Origin of the sequence: Mesorhizobium dulcispinae, from assembly GCF_033977345.1 — a bacterium.
Classification (GTDB): domain Bacteria; phylum Pseudomonadota; class Alphaproteobacteria; order Rhizobiales; family Rhizobiaceae; genus Mesorhizobium; species Mesorhizobium dulcispinae.
Map to the genome: position 1 here is coordinate 25,383 of NZ_JAVIIY010000029.1, position 16,469 is coordinate 41,851.

General features: G+C 64.9%; 17 protein-coding genes. 10 read left to right on the forward strand and 7 right to left on the reverse strand.

Annotated features, from left to right (window positions below; translation table 11 throughout):
* The first annotated feature begins 64 nt into the window (after positions 1–64).
* Positions 65–520, forward strand: coding sequence for a GNAT family N-acetyltransferase (locus tag RFN30_RS30875; RefSeq protein ID WP_320265767.1), 456 nt, complete (start codon positions 65–67; stop codon positions 518–520).
* Here RFN30_RS30875 and RFN30_RS30880 read toward each other — a convergent pair.
* Both RFN30_RS30880 and RFN30_RS30885 read right to left on the reverse strand, forming a co-directional pair.
* The gene (locus RFN30_RS30880) at positions 515–925 is read right to left on the reverse strand and encodes a hypothetical protein (RefSeq protein WP_320265768.1); all 411 of its coding nucleotides are present in this window, start codon (positions 923–925) and stop codon (positions 515–517) included. The genes RFN30_RS30875 and RFN30_RS30880 overlap by 6 nt on opposite strands.
* Before the next feature lie 33 nt (positions 926–958).
* On the reverse strand, positions 959–1,168 hold the full coding sequence (locus tag RFN30_RS30885) for a SlyX family protein (RefSeq protein ID WP_320265769.1): 210 nt from the start codon (positions 1,166–1,168) through the stop codon (positions 959–961).
* Positions 1,169–1,334: 166 nt separating this feature from the next.
* On the opposite strand from RFN30_RS30885, the gene RFN30_RS30890 reads away from it, so the two are divergent.
* From RFN30_RS30890 to deoA, 6 genes are all read left to right on the forward strand, one after another.
* Complete coding sequence (locus tag RFN30_RS30890) at positions 1,335–2,867, forward strand: ABC transporter ATP-binding protein (RefSeq protein WP_320265770.1); 1,533 nt, start codon at positions 1,335–1,337, stop codon at positions 2,865–2,867.
* A complete protein-coding gene (locus tag RFN30_RS30895) occupies positions 2,864–4,003 on the forward strand; it encodes an ABC transporter permease (protein WP_320265771.1) in 1,140 nt (379 codons plus the stop codon). Before RFN30_RS30890 ends, RFN30_RS30895 begins: the two co-directional genes overlap by 4 nt.
* 1 nt (position 4,004) lies before the next feature.
* Positions 4,005–4,976, forward strand: a complete 972-nt coding sequence (locus tag RFN30_RS30900) for an ABC transporter permease (protein ID WP_320265772.1) — start codon at positions 4,005–4,007, stop codon at positions 4,974–4,976.
* Between the two features lie 73 nt (positions 4,977–5,049).
* Positions 5,050–5,442: a cytidine deaminase gene (cdd, locus tag RFN30_RS30905; protein ID WP_320265773.1), complete on the forward strand. Its 393-nt coding sequence runs from the start codon at positions 5,050–5,052 to the stop codon at positions 5,440–5,442.
* A complete protein-coding gene (locus RFN30_RS30910; RefSeq protein ID WP_320265774.1) occupies positions 5,439–6,245 on the forward strand; it encodes a purine-nucleoside phosphorylase in 807 nt (268 codons plus the stop codon). Before cdd ends, RFN30_RS30910 begins: the two co-directional genes overlap by 4 nt.
* Positions 6,245–7,561 (forward strand): thymidine phosphorylase, encoded by a 1,317-nt coding sequence (deoA, locus tag RFN30_RS30915; RefSeq protein WP_320265775.1) that lies wholly within the window; start codon positions 6,245–6,247, stop codon positions 7,559–7,561. The genes RFN30_RS30910 and deoA overlap by 1 nt, the downstream gene beginning before the upstream one ends.
* An 8-nt stretch (positions 7,562–7,569) precedes the next feature.
* Here the strand turns inward: deoA and RFN30_RS30920 are convergent, their stop codons facing one another.
* The 3 genes from RFN30_RS30920 to RFN30_RS30930 all read right to left on the reverse strand — a co-directional run bounded on the left by RFN30_RS30920 (position 7,570) and on the right by RFN30_RS30930 (position 9,978).
* Positions 7,570–8,136, reverse strand: coding sequence for a TIGR02281 family clan AA aspartic protease (locus RFN30_RS30920; RefSeq protein ID WP_320265776.1), 567 nt, complete (start codon positions 8,134–8,136; stop codon positions 7,570–7,572).
* A gap of 105 nt (positions 8,137–8,241) precedes the next feature.
* The gene (gene upp / locus RFN30_RS30925) at positions 8,242–8,871 is read right to left on the reverse strand and encodes a uracil phosphoribosyltransferase (protein ID WP_320265777.1); all 630 of its coding nucleotides are present in this window, start codon (positions 8,869–8,871) and stop codon (positions 8,242–8,244) included.
* Positions 8,872–9,003: 132 nt separating this feature from the next.
* Entirely contained in the window at positions 9,004–9,978 is a 975-nt protein-coding gene (locus RFN30_RS30930) for an adenosine deaminase (protein WP_320265778.1), read from the reverse strand.
* A gap of 171 nt (positions 9,979–10,149) precedes the next feature.
* On the opposite strand from RFN30_RS30930, the gene ubiE reads away from it, so the two are divergent.
* The 3 genes from ubiE (at position 10,150) to coaBC (ending at position 14,090) form a co-directional block, all read left to right on the forward strand.
* The gene (ubiE, locus tag RFN30_RS30935; protein ID WP_320265779.1) at positions 10,150–10,926 is read left to right on the forward strand and encodes a bifunctional demethylmenaquinone methyltransferase/2-methoxy-6-polyprenyl-1,4-benzoquinol methylase UbiE; all 777 of its coding nucleotides are present in this window, start codon (positions 10,150–10,152) and stop codon (positions 10,924–10,926) included.
* A 42-nt stretch (positions 10,927–10,968) separates the two neighbouring features.
* Positions 10,969–12,543, forward strand: a complete 1,575-nt coding sequence (gene ubiB / locus RFN30_RS30940; protein ID WP_320265780.1) for a 2-polyprenylphenol 6-hydroxylase — start codon at positions 10,969–10,971, stop codon at positions 12,541–12,543.
* Positions 12,544–12,617: 74 nt separating this feature from the next.
* Positions 12,618–14,090 carry a bifunctional phosphopantothenoylcysteine decarboxylase/phosphopantothenate--cysteine ligase CoaBC gene (gene coaBC / locus RFN30_RS30945; protein ID WP_320265781.1) on the forward strand — a complete coding sequence of 491 codons (1,473 nt, stop codon included), beginning with the start codon at positions 12,618–12,620 and terminating at the stop codon, positions 14,088–14,090.
* Here the strand turns inward: coaBC and RFN30_RS30950 are convergent.
* Together RFN30_RS30950 and RFN30_RS30955 are read right to left on the reverse strand one after the other, a co-directional pair.
* Positions 14,087–15,571: an MFS transporter gene (locus RFN30_RS30950; protein WP_320265782.1), complete on the reverse strand. Its 1,485-nt coding sequence runs from the start codon at positions 15,569–15,571 to the stop codon at positions 14,087–14,089. The genes coaBC and RFN30_RS30950 overlap by 4 nt on opposite strands.
* 261 nt (positions 15,572–15,832) lie before the next feature.
* Positions 15,833–16,306, reverse strand: coding sequence for a DUF992 domain-containing protein (locus RFN30_RS30955; protein WP_320265783.1), 474 nt, complete (start codon positions 16,304–16,306; stop codon positions 15,833–15,835).
* Between the last annotated feature and the right edge of the window lie 163 nt (positions 16,307–16,469).

Consider the following 16,469-nt stretch of genomic DNA (forward strand, 5'->3'; position numbering starts at 1 on the left):
CAGTTGAACCAGCATTCATCGACCGCCGGGCCTTCGCCCGGCGGTTTCTTTTTGGATGAGCATCATGCAGCCGACAATCGAAGCCATGGCGGAAGGCGACGTCGAGGCCGTTGCAAGGCTGCGCCTGGCCGCTTTCTTCGAGGGATCCGGCCGAACGCTCGCAGAGGATATCACCGCGCTGCGCGGACTGATCGCCGGCGACGGCTTCGAGGCGGCCTTCGTCGCCGGCTTCGGCGGCTCGCCCATCGGCAGCTGCCTGTTCGTCCGCAACGAGATCGACCCGGCGCATGATCTGACGCCTTGGCTCGCCGGGCTGGTCGTTGACGAACGTTACCGGGGCCGGGGTGTTGGCGCGGCGCTTTTGAGGGCCGTAGAGGCCCATGCGGCATCCGTCGGCGTGAGCAAGCTCTATCTCTACACCTGGCAGGCGCGACGATTCTATGAAGCGCTCGGCTGGACCGCGGTCGAGGCCTTCGAGCAGGACGGCGAGCCGATGCTTCTGATGGCGCGATCTCTATAATGTGCCGGCGAGATAGCCGAGCGCGAACGCCGCCAGCAGCGCCATCGCGATGACAAATCCAAGCCGGCCGCCCAGGGAATGCAGGCCGACGCCATAGGGTTTGCGCTCGATCTTATTGATAACAACGGGTGGCGGCTTCGCCTCGCTCTCGCCCAGTCCGGCAAGCCGCATCTGCGGCAGCTCGCCGAGGCGTTGCGCGACCAGTTTCCAGCGATTGTCTGCCGCTCCACCGGCGGACGCTCCCGCCGGATCCAGCGCACGCATGCGTTCGGCGAGCCGCAGCACCGCGTCGCGAAAGGCGGGGTCGATCTCGAGGTCGCGCTCGGCACGCGCCCGTTCCCTTTTGTCCATCAGGCCGAAGACATAGTCGCCGGCCCTCGCGATGCGGTCTCCTTCACTGGCCATGACCGTTCTCCCCCATGGCTCGCCAATGCCCGCTCAATAGTGCGGCGGCTTGGTCACCGGCGTATCGGGAGCAGTCTGCTCCTCCAAAGCCAGGAACCGGTCGGTGAGGGCGGCAAGCTTGCGTTCCATGCGCTCGATCACCTTCCACTGCTCGGCGATCTGGCCGGACAGTTCCTCGATGGTCTTTTCCTGCTCGGCGGCGCGGATTTCCAGCGTTGTCAGCCGGTCGTCAGGTTTGGTCATTCAAAACCAGGTCTCTGTGAATGTGAAGCTCTCGGCCACCTTCGAAATTGACAAGCCCGCGGGGATTTGTCGAGAGTGAATGGCGTTCCGGCCAATTGGCACAGGCGGGGCATCGTGCTAGGCATTTTGACCAAGCGATAAAAAAATAACGAGTGGGACAGGCTGCATGGCGCAAGCCGCAATCGAACTCATAGGCATCAACAAGAGTTTTGGCGCCGTGCGCGCCAACCGCGACATCAACCTGGAAGTCGCGCGCGGCACCATCCACGGCATCGTCGGCGAGAACGGCGCCGGCAAGTCGACGCTGATGTCGATCCTCTATGGCTTCTACCAGGCCGACAGCGGCGAAATCCGTGTCGGCGGCAAGCCAGTGTCGATCAGCACCTCCAACGACGCGATCGCGCTCGGCATCGGCATGGTGCACCAGCATTTCATGCTGGTCGACAATTTCACGGTTCTGGAGAACGTCATCCTCGGCGCCGAGAACGACGCGCTCCTGAAAAGCAGCATCGCCAAGGCGCGTTCGGAGCTCGAGCGGCTGGAGCGCGAATACGGCCTCGAGGTCGATCCCGACGCCATCATCGAGGAATTGCCCGTCGGCCTGCAGCAGCGCGTCGAGATCCTCAAGGCGCTCTATCGCGGCGCAGAGATCCTGATCCTCGACGAGCCGACCGGGGTCTTGACGCCGGCCGAGGCCGATCACCTGTTCCGCATCCTCAAGCAATTGAAGGAGCAGGGAAAAACGATCGTCTTGATCACGCACAAGCTGCGCGAGATCATGGCGATCACCGACACGGTCTCGGTGATGCGCCAGGGAACCATGGTGGCCACCAGGGTGACAAAGGAAACCACGGTCGGCGAACTGGCCGAGTTGATGGTCGGCCGGCGCGTGCTCCTGCGGGTCGAGAAGGGCCAGTCGGAAGCCGGCGCGATAAAGCTCTCGGTCAAGAACCTGACGGTGAAGGATTCTCGCCGCGTCACCATGGTCGACGACGTCTCCTTCGACGTGCGCGGCGGCGAGATCGTCGGCATCGCCGGCGTGGCCGGCAACGGCCAGTCGGAGCTGCTCGAGGCGATCTCCGGCATCCGGCACGCCGTCTCCGGCGAGGTCATGCTCGAAGGCAAGCCGGTCGATCTGACAGGCAAGGCCGACCCCGGCGAATTGCGCGACCGCGGTCTCGCCCATGTGCCGGAGGACCGCCACCATGTCGGGCTGGTGCTCGCCTTCGAGGAAAACGAGAATTCGATCCTCGGCTATCACGACGACGAGCGCTATCTGAAAGGACCCTTCCTCAAGGTCGATGCCATCATGGCGGACGCCAAGGACAAGATCGAGAAATACGACATCCGTCCCGGCAATCCGCGGCTCAAGACCGCCAATTTCTCCGGCGGCAACCAGCAGAAGATCGTGCTGGCCAGGGAGATGGAGCAGGATCCCGGCGTGCTGATCGTCGGCCAGCCGACCCGCGGCGTCGATGTCGGCGCCATCGAATTCATCCACAAGCGGCTGATCGCCATGCGCGACCAGGGCAAGGCGGTGCTGGTGGTGTCGGTCGAGCTCGACGAGATCCGCTCGCTCTCCGACCGCATCCTGGTGATGTTTGCCGGCCGCATCGTCGGCGAGCGCGGGCCGGACGCGACCGAAGGCGAGCTTGGCCTCCTTATGGCCGGTGTCGAACACCAGGAGGCCGCCGAATGAGCACGCCTTATGCCAAGCTGCCGGCCTGGGCCGATTATGGCCTGATCCCGCTGATCAATCTCTCGGTGGCCTTCATCGTCGCCGGCTTCGTCGTCATGCTGGTCGGCGAAAATCCGTTCCGCGCCGCCGTCATCCTGGTCGAAGGCGCCTTCGGCAAGGGCACGGGCATCGCCTTCACCCTGTTCTACGCCACCACCTTCATCTTCACCGGGCTGTCGGTGGCGGTGGCGGCGCATTGCAGCCTGTTCAACATCGGCACCGAGGGCCAGGCCTATATCGGCGGCCTCGGCATCGCGCTCGTTTGTCTCAGCTTCGACAGCGTGCTGCCCTGGTGGGCGATCTTTCCGATGGCGATCGTCGCCGCGGCGGTGTTCGGCGCGGCCTGGGGCTTCATTCCCGCCTATCTGCAGGCCAAGCGCGGCTCGCACATCGTCATCACCACCATCATGTTCAACTTCATCGCCGCCTCGGTGATGGTCTATCTGCTGGTCGGTGCGCTGAAGCCGGCTGGATCGCAGGCGCCGCAGACACGCAATTTCCTCCCCGGCGCGGAATTGCCGAAGCTCAACTGGATCATCGAATTGTTCGGCGCCAAGATCCGCTCGGCGCCGCTCAACATCTGCTTCCTGCTGGCGCTGGTAATGGCGCTCCTGGTCTGGCTGCTGATCTGGCGCACCAAGCTCGGCTACGAGATGCGCACCTATGGCCACAGCCCGAAGGCGGCGCGCTATGCCGGCATTTCGGAAACCCGCATCATCCTCACCGCGATGATGATCTCGGGCGCGCTGGCCGGCATGATGGCGCTCAACCCGGTGATGGGCGACCAGCACAATGTGGCGATCGATTTCGTCTCGGGCGCCGGTTATGTCGGCATCGCGGTCGCGCTGATGGGCAGGCTGCATCCGGTCGGCATCGTGCTGGCGGCGATCCTGTTCGGCATGCTCTACCAGGGCGGCGCCGAGCTTGCCTTCGAGATGCCGGCGATCAGCCGCGACATGATCGTCATCATCCAAGGCCTGGTCATCCTCTTCGCCGGCGCGCTGGAGCATATGTTCAGGCCCTATATCCAGGCACTGTTCGCCTCGTTCAGCCCGAAATCGGTGGGCATGCAGGCGGTCAACGGGAAGGGGGCCTGAGATGGACGTCTTCAACGCAATCGTCCAGGTCCTGGACTCCACCATCCGCCTCTCGGTGCCGCTGCTGCTTGCCTGTCTCGCCGGCCTTTATTCCGAGCGGGCCGGCATCTTCGACATCGGTCTGGAAGGCAAGATGCTGGTCGGCGCTTTCGCCGGCGCCGCCGCGGCCTCGGTCTTCCATTCGGCCTTCATCGGCCTCGGAATGGCGATCCTGATCTCGGTCTCCTTCGCCATGGTGCACGGCTTCGCCTCGATCACGCATCGCGGCAACCAGATCGTCTCCGGCGTCGCCATCAACTTCGTCGCCGCAGGCTCGACCATCATCCTTGGCCAGGCCTGGTTCCAGCAGGGCGGCCGCACGCCGGCACTGCAGCCGGGCGAGCGCTTCGAGGCGATCGTCTGGCCCGGCGCCGAAGCCGTCCGCGACGTGCCGATCCTCGGGCCGATCTATGCCGAGCTGATCTCAGGCCATTCGATCCTGGTCTATTTCGCCTTCGCGATGGTGCCGTTCACCTGGTGGGTTCTGTTCCGCACCCGCTTCGGGCTCAGGATGCGCGCCGTGGGCGAAAACCCGGCCGCCGTCGATACCGCCGGCATCTCGGTCGCCTGGCTGCGCTACCGGGCGCTGATCTGCACCGGCGTCCTTACCGGCGTCGCCGGCGCCTATCTGTCGATGGTGCAGAATGGCGGCTTCGTGAAGGATATGACCGCAGGCAAGGGCTATATCGCGCTTGCGGCGCTGATCTTCGCCAAATGGAAGCCGGTCAACGCCATGTTCGCCTGCCTTTTGTTCGGCTTCCTCGACGCGGCGGCGATCCGGCTGCAAGGCTCGCCGCTGCCCATCATAGGAAAGGTGCCGGTGCAGTTCATGCAGGCGCTGCCCTATGTGCTCACCGTCATCCTGCTCGCCGGCTTCATCGGCAAGGCGATCCCGCCGCGCGCCGGCGGCGTGCCCTACGTCAAGGAGCGCTGAGGCCTGGACTGCACAAGGGTTCGGCGACTTAGGCAACCGGCTTTTGAACAAGATCGTGGGAGAGAAGAAGAAAATGTCGCATGATCTGTTCGAAGCGGCGAAGACGGCGATGGCCAAGGCCTATGCGCCCTATTCCAAGTTTCCCGTCGGTGCCGCGCTGCGCACCGAGGACGGGCGCGTCTTCACCGGCGCCAATATCGAGGTGGCGTCCTATCCCGAAGGCTGGTGCGCCGAGACCACTGCGCTCGGCCACTACATCATGGGCGGCGGCGGCAGGATCACCGAGATCGCGGTGATCGCCGAGCGCATGGCCAAATGCTCGCCCTGCGGCGGCTGCCGGCAGCGGCTGGCGGAATTCTGCCGGCCGGAGACAAAGCTCTATCTTTGCGACAATACAGGCGTCGTCGAGACGGTCACCATGGGCGACATGCTGCCTTACGGCTTCAGGGGCGATATCTTGAAATGAAGGAAGCGCTGGATCATCTCGTCGAGAAACTGGACGGGCTGGCCCCGACTGCCGCGCTTGTGCTGGGCTCCGGCCTCGGCGGGCTGGTCGACCAGGTCGAGGGCGCAAGGCGCATCTCCTATGCCGAGCTGCCAGGCTTCCCCCGAAGCGGCGTTTCCGGCCATGCCGGCGAGGTCGTCGCCGGGCATTTCGCCGGCACGCCGGTGCTGATGCTCTCCGGCCGCGCGCATTACTACGAGCACGGCAACGCCGCCGCGATGCGCCCGGCGCTGGAGGTGCTTGCCGGCATCGGCATCTCACATCTCATCCTCACCAACGCCGCCGGCTCGGTCGATCCAGAGATGGGGCCAGGCTCCGTGATGATGATCACCGACCACATCAACTTCTCCGGCTCCAACCCATTGATCGGCGAGCCGAGCGACCGCCGCTTCGTCGGCCTCACAGAGGCCTATGATGCCGGCCTGCGCAAGGCGATCGAAAAGGCGGCGAAGGAGACCGGCACGGCGCTGCTCAAAGGCGTCTACATGTGGTTCTCCGGACCATGCTTCGAAACGCCGGCTGAGATCCGCATGGCGCGCATCATGGGCGCCAATGCGGTCGGCATGTCGACCGTGCCGGAAGTCATCCTGGCCCGCTTCCTCGGCCTCAAGGTCGCCGCGTGCTCGGTCATCACCAATCTGGCGGCCGGCATGACCGGGGCGGAACTCTCGCACCAGGAAACCAAGGACATGGCGCCGGTCGGCGGCGCGCGGCTGGCGACGATCCTGCGGCGAGTCTTCGAAGAAGGCTTGCCGGAAAGCTGATGCTCCCCCAGGAAATCATCCGCCGCAAGCGCGACGGCCACAAGCTCTCGGCAACCGAGATTTCGGCCTTCATCGAAGGGATAACAGCCGGCACGCTGTCGGAGGGCCAGATCGGCGCCTTCGCAATGGCCGTGTTCCTCAAAGGCATGAGCCGCGAGGAAGCTGTGGCGCTGACGCTCGCCATGCGCGATTCCGGCGATGTGCTCGACTGGTCCGACCTGCCGGGCCCGGTTACCGACAAGCATTCGACGGGCGGCGTCGGCGACAACGTCTCGCTGATGCTTGCGCCGATCGTCGCCGCCTGCGGCGCCTATGTGCCGATGATCTCCGGACGCGGCCTTGGCCATACCGGCGGCACGCTCGACAAAATGGATGCCATCCCCGGCTACACCAGCCAGCCGGACGTGGCGCGCCTGCGCAAAACGGTGCTCGAGACCGGTTGCGCCGTCATCGGCCAGACCGCCGATTTCGCGCCCGCCGACCGCCGGCTCTACGCGATCCGCGACGTGACCGGGACGGTCGAGTCGGTGCCGCTGATCACCGCCTCGATCCTGTCGAAGAAGCTTGCGGCGGGCTTGGACTCGCTGGTGCTCGACGTCAAGGTCGGCAACGGTGCCTTCATGGAGAAGTCGCGCGAAGCTGTCGCCCTGGCGAACAGCTTGGTCGAGGTCGCCAACGGCGCGGGCCTTAAGGCCTCGGCGCTGGTGACAGGCATGAACGAGCCGCTGGCCTCGGCCGCCGGCAATGCGGTGGAAGTGCGCAACGCCGTCGACTTCCTCACCGGCCGGTTCCGCGACCGGCGGCTGGAGGACGTCACGCTGGCGCTCGCCGCCGAGATGCTGCAATCGGCGGGAATTGTCTCGTCCAACCAGGACGGGATCAGGCGTGCCGCCGAGACGCTGGCCGGCGGCCGCGCGGCGGCCGTGTTCGCGCGCATGGTGACGGCGCTCGGCGGTCCCGCCGACTTCATCGAGAACCCGGAAAAGTATCTTCCCAAAGCGGCGGTGGAATTGCCGGTTGAAGCGGCGGAGGACGGTTTTGTCACGGGGATCGCGACGCGCGATATCGGGCTCGCCGTCGTCGCGCTGGGCGGCGGGCGCACGCGTCCGGACGACAGAATAGATCATGCTGTGGGTTTGACCAGGCTGTTGCCGATCGGTGCCGAAGTAGACGCGGGCGAGGCGCTGGCGCTGGTCCACGCGCGGACCGAGGCTGCCGCCGAGGCTGCTGCCGCCGCGGTGCGCTCCGCCTACACGATCGGCACCTCGAAGCCGTCCGCCGAAAAGACCGTGCTCAGGCGGATACTGCCTCTGTAATATCGCGCCTATTGGACGAGCAGCAGCGCGCCGTTCTGGACTTCGTATTTCTGCAGCCGCTGCAGGAAGCTCATGCCGATCAGATTGGTTTGCAGCGCCCGGTCGTCGAGCACCACCGCCTGGACGTTGTCGACGGAAATCTTGCCGATCTGCAGACGGTCGACAGTGACCACCGCGGCCTTGATGGCGCCGTTCGCCGTATTCACCTGTTGATTGAAGTCCGACTGATTGAGCGAGATGCCGATCCGGCGCGCGGTCGATATGTTGATCGCGACCAGCGTGGCGCCGGTGTCGATCATGCCGTCGATCTGGCGGCCGTTGAGCTTGAAGGCGGAGGTGAAATGGCCGCGCTGGTCGGCATTGACCAGCACCTGGCGGCCGAGCGGCAGCGGCGGCGCCGGCTTGGCTGGAACCGAAGCGAGATTGACGTCCGGCCGAGCCTCCGGGGTCGCCGGCTTCGAGGCAACCGCCGATCTCAGCAGGGTTTCGACCATCTGCGGATTCGACTGATAGACGATCGGGATCGATGCCGAGCTTCCGACAAAGATGCCGAGGAGGAGAAGCTTGCGCAGCATGGATCGACCTTCGTGAAGGTTCGATCGTTAAGCCGATATGGTGTTTTCAGTTTTAACGCGCGCCGGAACCACGGCGTTTCGTAAACGATCGGTTAAGAAAAGCGCTCACTTGGTCCCGTACATGCGGTCGCCGGCGTCGCCGAGGCCGGGCATGATGTAGCCCTTGTCGTTCAGCTGGCGGTCGATCGAGGCGGTGAAGATCGGGACATCGGGGTGCGCCTTGGTGAAGCGCTCGATGCCTTCGGGCGCCGCGAGCAGGCAGAGGAAGCGGATGTTGGTGGCACCGCGCCCCTTCAGCTTGTCGATCGCGGCAATCGCGGAATTGGCGGTCGCGAGCATCGGATCGACGACGATCACCAACCGGTCGGCAAGGTCGCTCGGGGCCTTGAAGAAATATTCGATCGCCTCCAGCGTCTCGTGGTCGCGGTAGAGGCCGATATGGGCGACGCGCGCCGCCGGCACCAGGTCGAGCAGGCCTTCAAGCAGGCCGTTGCCGGCCCGCAGCACGGAGGCGAAGACCAGTTTCTTGCCCTCCAGCGTCGGCGCCTCCATTTCCTCGATCGGCGTCTCGATAGTGGTTGTGGTCAGCTCGAGGTTGCGGGTGACCTCGTAGCACAGAAGCAGCGAGATCTCGCGCAGCAGCCGCCGGAAGCCGGCCGTCGAGGTCTCCTTCTTGCGCATGATGGTCAGCTTGTGCTGGACAAGGGGGTGGTCGACGACGGTGACGCCCTGCATGGTCTTCTCCAGTGAATGGCGAATAGTGAATAGTAAATGCTGAATAGTGAATAGCGAGCGGGTTTGCGAGTCCCGACGGGTCGATGATTGCCGTTGACGGGCCGAAACTCCGGCAAACCATCCATTCACCATTCACCGGCCTTTGGCGTCGAGTCTGCTCAACAGCATTGCTTTGGTCTTCCGGTCGACGAAGGCTGCCTCGATGGCCGTCCTGGTGACGGCGGTCAGCGCCTTGTCGTCCATCGCGAAATGTTCGGCGGCGAAATCGTATTCGCGCTTCAGCGAGGTCCAGAAATAGGGCGGGTCGTCGGAATTGAGCGTTACTTTGCAGCCGGCCGCGCGCAAGGCTGGGAAGGGGTGGTCGGCGAAACTGTCGAACACGTTGAGCGCGATGTTGGAGCCGGGGCAGCATTCCAGCACCACGCCTTGGTCGGCAATACGCCGCACGAGGTCGGGGTTTTCGATGGCGCGCACGCCGTGGCCGATGCGGGACGGGCGGATATGGTCGAGCGCTGCCTTGACACTTTCCCAGCCCATCAGCTCGCCGGCATGGATGGTGACGCCGAGGCCTGCCTCGCGAGCGATCTCGAAAGCGCGCACATAATCCTCGAAATCGCCGATCCGCTCGTCGCCGGCGACGCCGAAGCCGGTGACCAGCGGATGGCCGCAGCGCGCCGCGAAGCGCGCGGCCTGCTCGATTGCCTCGACACCGGCATGGCGAACGCCGGTGACGATCATGCGTCCCTCGATGCCGGTCCTTGCCTTGGCGCGGGCCATGCCTTCGCCCAGCGCATCCGTGTAGGCCTTGGGCGACAGTCCGGCCTTCTTGGCGTGATCCGGCGAGGTGAATATCTCGGAATAGATCGCGCCGTCGCGGGCGAGGCTGGTCAGGTAATGATCGGTCAGCCGGGCATAGTCCTCCTCGGTGCGGAAAAGGTCGGAGGCGAAGTCGTAGGCGGCGAGGAAAGAGGAGAAATCATGCCAGACGAAGGAGCCGTCCTGGATGTAGGGCGAGGGGTCCTTGCCGTATTTGCGGGCCTGGCTGACGACAAGGTCGGGCGCCGCCGCCCCTTCGATATGGCAGTGCAACTCGGCTTTCAAAATCATGCGGCCATCCCGTGCGGTATTTTTTTGTCGTGGCGCCGATTCCGGGCGGAAAATCATGGCAGACTCTTCCCGAAGCCGTTTTGAAAGCGCGGCCGAAAACCGCGCCTTGGACAATAGCGCCGGCCCCATCGATCGGCTATGGTCCCGCCGGTTTTATGGCGGATCAAAATAATGTCAGTTGAGAGAACCACGGCCGCGGGCGGCATGGAAACCTCCTACGGTTTCAGGAAGGTAGGGGCAGGCGACAAGCAGTCCCTCGTCAACGACGTGTTCCACAAGGTGGCCAACCGATACGACCTCATGAACGATCTGATGTCGGGCGGGTTGCACCGGCTGTGGAAGGACGCGATGGTCGCCTGGCTCCATCCGCCGAAGCGGCAGGGCTGGAAGGTGCTCGATGTCGCCGGCGGCACGGGCGATATCGCCTTCCGCATCGTCGAAGCCAGCCACCGCAACGCGCATGCGACGGTGCTCGACATCAACGGCTCGATGCTTGAGGTCGGCCGCGACCGTGCCGAGAAGAAAGGTCTTTCAGAAAACACCGATTTCGTCGAGGCCAATGCCGAGGCGCTGCCGTTCGAGGACAATACGTTTGACGCCTATACGATCGCGTTCGGTATCCGCAACGTGCCACGCATCGATGTGGCGCTGAGCGAAGCCTTTCGCGTGCTGAAGCGCGGCGGGCGGTTCCTTTGCCTGGAGTTTTCCGAGGTCGACATGCCGCTGCTCGACAAGGTTTACGAAGCCTGGTCGTTCAACGCCATCCCTAAAATCGGCAGGGCGGTGACCGGCGACGGCGAGCCCTATTCCTACCTGGTGGAATCGATCCGCAAATTCCCCAACCAGCAGAATTTCGCTTCCATGATCACCCGCGCGGGCTTCGATCGGGTCACTTTCCGCAACTATTCGGGCGGCATCGCTGCACTTCATTCGGGCTGGAAGCTTTGAGGTCGGAACCCTTGAGGCAGGCCAGGCGATGAGCAGCGTCCGATGACCACGGTTGGCGCCGCTTTCCGGCTCGCCAGGGCCGGCTGGGTGCTGGTCCGCGAGGGTGTCGTCGCGGCGCTGCCCGGCGAAGAGCTCTCCGGCATGCCGAAGCTCGGCTGGCAGCTGGCGCGGCTGCTGACGCGCCGCCGCGCGCGAGCCTACGAGCGCGGCGACCGGCTGGCGAAGGCGGTGGTGCGGCTCGGCCCGTCCTACGTGAAGCTCGGCCAGTTCCTGGCGACACGGCCCGATGTGGTCGGCAACGACATGGCGGTCGATCTTGCCCTGCTGCAGGACAAGATGCACACCTTCCCGAAGGCCGCGGCGATCGCGGCGATCGAAGCCTCGCTCGGCCGCAAGATCGGCGATCTCTATGCAAGCTTCGGCGAGCCGGTGGCGGCCGCTTCGATCGCCCAGGTGCACGGCGCTGAAGTCGTTCGAGACGGGAAGGCCTCGCGGGTGGCGGTGAAGGTGATCCGGCCCGGCGTACGCCATCATTTCTTCCAGGATCTCGAGAGTTATTTCCTCGCCGCGCGCCTGCAGGAGAAGTACATCCCGTCGTCGCGCCGGCTGCGGCCGGTCGAGGTGACCCAGACGCTGGCACAGACCACCAAGGTCGAAATGGACATGCGGCTCGAGGCGGCCGCGTTTTCCGAGCTCGCTGAAAATACCAAGGACGATTCCGGCTTTCGCGTGCCCACGGTCGACTGGGAACGGACCGGCCGCGACGTGATCACCATGGAGTGGATCGACGGCATCAAGATGAACGATCTGGCCGGTCTTGCCGCCGCCGGCCACGACCTCAAGGCGATTGCCGCCAACCTGATCCAGTCGTTCCTCAGGCACACGCTGCGCGACGGCTTCTTTCATGCCGACATGCATCCAGGTAACCTGTTCGTCGAGCCGGACGGAACCATCGTCGCCGTCGACCTCGGCATTGCCGGCAGGCTCGGCAAGAAGGAGCGGCGATTCTTGGCCGAAATCCTCTACGGCTTCATCGTGCGCGACTATCACCGCGTCGCCGAGGTGCATTTCGAGGCCGGCTACGTGCCGCGCCAGCACAATGTCTCGGCCTTCGCACAGGCGATCCGGGCCATCGGCGAGCCAATCCACGGCCAGTCGGCCGACACGATCTCGATGGCCAAGCTTCTGACGCTGCTGTTCGAGGTCACCGACCTCTTCGACATGGCGACGCGGACCGAGCTGGTGCTTTTGCAAAAGACCATGGTAGTGGTCGAAGGCGTCGCCCGAACGCTCGATCCGGCCTTCAACATGTGGAAGACGTCGGAACCGGTGGTCAGCGACTGGATCGCCGGCAATCTCGGCCCGCGCGGCATGCTGTCCGACGCGCGCGACGCCGGCAAAGCCCTGATCTCATTGGCGAGACAGGCGCCGGACATCGCCACCCGCACCGAGCGACTATCGCGCGAAATCGACCTGATGGCCGAACACGGCCTGCGCTTCGACGAGGCGACCGCGCATGCCATCGGCAAGGCCGAGGCGCGCCATACTCGCTCCGGCCGCGTCGCGCTGTGGGTCATCGCGCTGACGCTGGCTTATATCGCCTGGCGGATTTTCTGACCGCCACCCCGCCTTGCCGCAGTTTGATTGCATTGCTATCATTGCTAGCGACGGTTTGAGGCAGGTGCAATCAGATGGCCAGCATCACGATCCGCAACCTTGACGACGAGGTCAAGGACCTTCTGCGCCAGCTGGCAGCCGAAAATGGCTGCTCGATGGAGGAGCAGGCGCGGGCGATGATCCGCGCAGCGGTTGAAGGCCGGGCAGGACAGGCCGACCGCATCGACCAGATCGAGAAGACGCTGCGCGCGTTGACCGGCTCCGAGCGACAAACGGCGCCCGTCTCCGCAGGGTCCGGCAAGCCATCAGTTCGGGGAACGCTTTCCGGCAAGCGCATCCTGCTCATCATCGGCGGCGGCATTGCCGCCTACAAGGCGCTCGACCTGATCCGGCGCCTGCGCGAGCGCGGCGCTTCGGTTCGGGTGGTGATGACGGCCGCAGCGCAGGAATTCGTCACCACGCTCTCAGCGGGCGCGCTTTCGGCCGACCATGTCTTCACCGAACTGTTCGACCGCAATGACGAGCACGACGTCGGCCATATAAGGCTGTCGCGCGAGGCCGACCTTCTGGTCGTGGCGCCGGCTACCGCCGACCTGATGGCGAAGCTCGCCAACGGCCATGCCAACGACCTTGCCTCGACAGTGCTGCTCGCAACCGACAAGAAGGTGCTGATGGCGCCGGCGATGAATCCGAGAATGTGGTCGCATCCGGCGACGCGCCGCAACCGGGCGACCCTGTTGAAGGACGGCATCGCCTTCGTCGGCCCCGCCAAGGGCGAGATGGCGGAAAGCAACGAGGCCGGCGAAGGCCGCATGGCTGAGCCGCTGGAGATCGTGGCCGCGATCGAGGCGATGCTCGACGAAAGGCCGAAGCCGCTTGCCGGCCGCAGGATCATCGTCACCTCGGGGCCGACGCATGAGCCGATCGACCCGGTGCGCTACATCGCCAATCGCTCGTCCGGCAAACAGGGCCATGCGATCGCGGCAGCGCTTGCTAAGCTCGGGGCCGACGTCCGGCTGGTGTCCGGCCCTGTCAATATCGCCGATCCAGCCGGTGTTGCGACCACACATGTCGAAACCGCGGTCGAGATGAAGGAAGCGGTCGAGAGCCTTCTGCCGGCGGACGCGGCGGTGTTCGTCGCCGCGGTTGCCGACTGGCGGACCGCGAATGCTTCCGGCGAGAAAATCAAGAAGGTGGCGGGCGAGGGGCCGCCGTCGCTCAAGATGGTCGAGAATCCCGACATCCTCGCCGGGGTCGGCCATCACAGCCGGCGGCCGGGCCTCGTCGTCGGCTTCGCCGCCGAGACACAGGACCTCATCGGCAACGCCGAGGCCAAGCTCAGGAAGAAAGGCGCCGATCTCATCGTCGCCAACGATGTCTCGCATGAGAGCGGGATCGGCCCATCGGGCGTGATGGGTGGCGACCGCAACAAGGTGCGCATCGTCTCCAAGTCCGGCGTCGAGGAGTGGCCGGAAATGGGCAAGGACGAGGTCGCGGCACGGCTCGCCGCCTTGATTGCCGAGCGGCTGGCGACAATTGTCGTCTAGCCGGTCGCTTGCTGCGGCCGGAGAGCCGGCAACGCAATCCGCAGCGCGGCGATGCAGCCCAGGATGCCAAGCGGCACGAAGGCGAGGAACAGCCAGCCGGCGACGCCCGCGGCCGCGTCACGATTGAGGCCCTCCGAGAAGCCGCTGGCATTGGCGACGATGCCGGCAAGCGCCGCGCCCACCGCGTAGCCGATGCGCTGCATGGTCGGCACGGCGGCCGAGGCGATCGTCTGCTCGCCCTCGCGGGCTGAGGCGACGATGACGCGCGTCAGGAACGGCCAGCAGACACCGAAACCGCCGCCCTGCAGCAGCGCACAGAGCAGGATCAGCGGGATCGAGCCTGCGGGGATGGTGTAGGCGAAACCGGCGAGACCGGAGGCGATCATCAGCGCGCCAACGACGATGATCAACCGCTCGCGTTCGAGCGGCGCATTGGCAATGAGGATCGACAGGATCGACCAGGCGATCGATTCGGCGGCGATGATGTAGCCGGTGATCAGGATCGGAATGCCGTGCAGCGTGGTCAAAAGCAGCGGCCCGTAAATGGTGAAGGTGCAGGTGGCCACGGAAAAGGCCGCGACCATCGTCATGCCTGAGCCAAGCGGCGAGCGCCATGAGAACAAGGGGGACGGGAAGAGGCGCGAGCGCGGCCTGAGGGCATCGATGCGGAAGAACAGCGCCAGGCCGACCAGGCCGAGGAGGAGCAGCAGCGACGAGCGCAGCAGGGCAATGTCGATGCCGGCGGCGGCGATCAGCACGACGGCGATCGCGAGACAGGCGAGCGCTGGATAGGGGAAGGGTGGCGCCGTGCCGCTGCCCGCCTGCGGCTTCGTCGCTATGGGCGTGTTCAGCATGATGAAGCTCGCCAGCGCCATCGCCGCGCCACCGACCGTGAAGACCCCGAAAGCCCAGCGCCACGACAGGTACTCGGTCACGAGCGCGCCGAGCATCGGACCGCTGAAGGCGGCGATGCCCCAGATCGCCGAGATGATGCCGAAGAGCTGCGGCCAGATGTTGCGCGGAAACAGCCGCTCGACCGAAACGAAGGCGAGCGACACGAGCGCGCCGCCGCCAAGCCCTTCGATCAGACGTCCTGCGAGAAAGAAGGGCATCGAAGACGCCGTGGCGCAGATCAGCGCGCCGGTCGCGTAGAGCAGGGCGGCGACCATCATGTTGGAGCGCAGCGCGACATAGCTCACCAGCCGGCCGGCCGCGGCGCCGGCGACAATCGCGCCAAGCTCGTAGATCGCCAGCGACCAGCCGACCAGCTGCACGCCCGCCAGCTCGCCGACCATGGCCGGCATCACCGTCGCCACCATCGTCTCATTGGTGGCATGCAGCAGGATGCCCAGGCTGACGAAGCAGAAGCGCGCCAGGTCGCCGCTCGCCCACAGCGCCTGCCAATTCACCTTCTTGCTGGCCACCTTGCTGCCGCCTGCTGCCGTCACGTCGAGCTCCTGCTTGTTTTTGCGCAACCTCATCCGCATTGCGAACAAGGTTCTATTTGTTTGAGCATGATCTCTTCCGAAAACCGGATTCCACTTTTCGGGATCACGCTCCAGATCCAGTTCGGCAGCGCTTGTAGAACCTCAAGCGCGGTTGAGCTCAAGAGGCTTTTTCGCGTATTTCGCGAGGTGGGCGACCCAGGATTTGCGCTGTCGGCATCCGCCCCCCAAAAAGCACTCGGCCCGGAACAGCTGTTCCGGGCCGAGTGTGGTGCAACGGATATGGAAGCCGAAGCTTCACTTGTAGGAGTGGACGAGATCCAGCGAGGCCACCGCGACGGCCAGGTTGACGCCGGTCTGCGCCTGGACGCTCAGCGGCTCCAGCATGAAGGCGCCGTTCAGGCCGCCAACCAGGAGGTTGGCGCCGCCGCCGGTCACGACGCTCGCCTCGGCGTTGACGCCGTAATAGCTGCCGGCGAGGTCGCCCGCGTCATGGTGGCGGGTGGCGGCGAGAACCGCCCAGACGAGCTGGCCCTGATGCGTCTGGCCGACATCGACGCCCAGCTTGGAGATCATGCCCGTGTAAATCTCGGACGGACCGTGGTGGTAGGGGCGGAAGACGCAGGACACGCCCTTGTTGGAAGTGATGACGTAACCGACGCCACCGTCGATGGTGCAATCAAGCGTGCCGAGCCGGAGCGTGCCGGCGCTGACGGGAAAAGCGAGGACCGTGGTTGAAAGCGCGGCGGCACAGGCAAGTTTCTTGATCATCGGAAAGGTCCTTTCGCAAAAAATTGGCCCCGGTTAACGGTCGAGGTGCATCGAGCGTTCCGTCGAAAACTTGGCGCGAGCATGGCAAGCATTAGAGTCTTTCACGTTTTGACGGAAGCGTATCCGGCGTTTGCGAAGTAGTTCATGCATTCGGCTGCCTCGA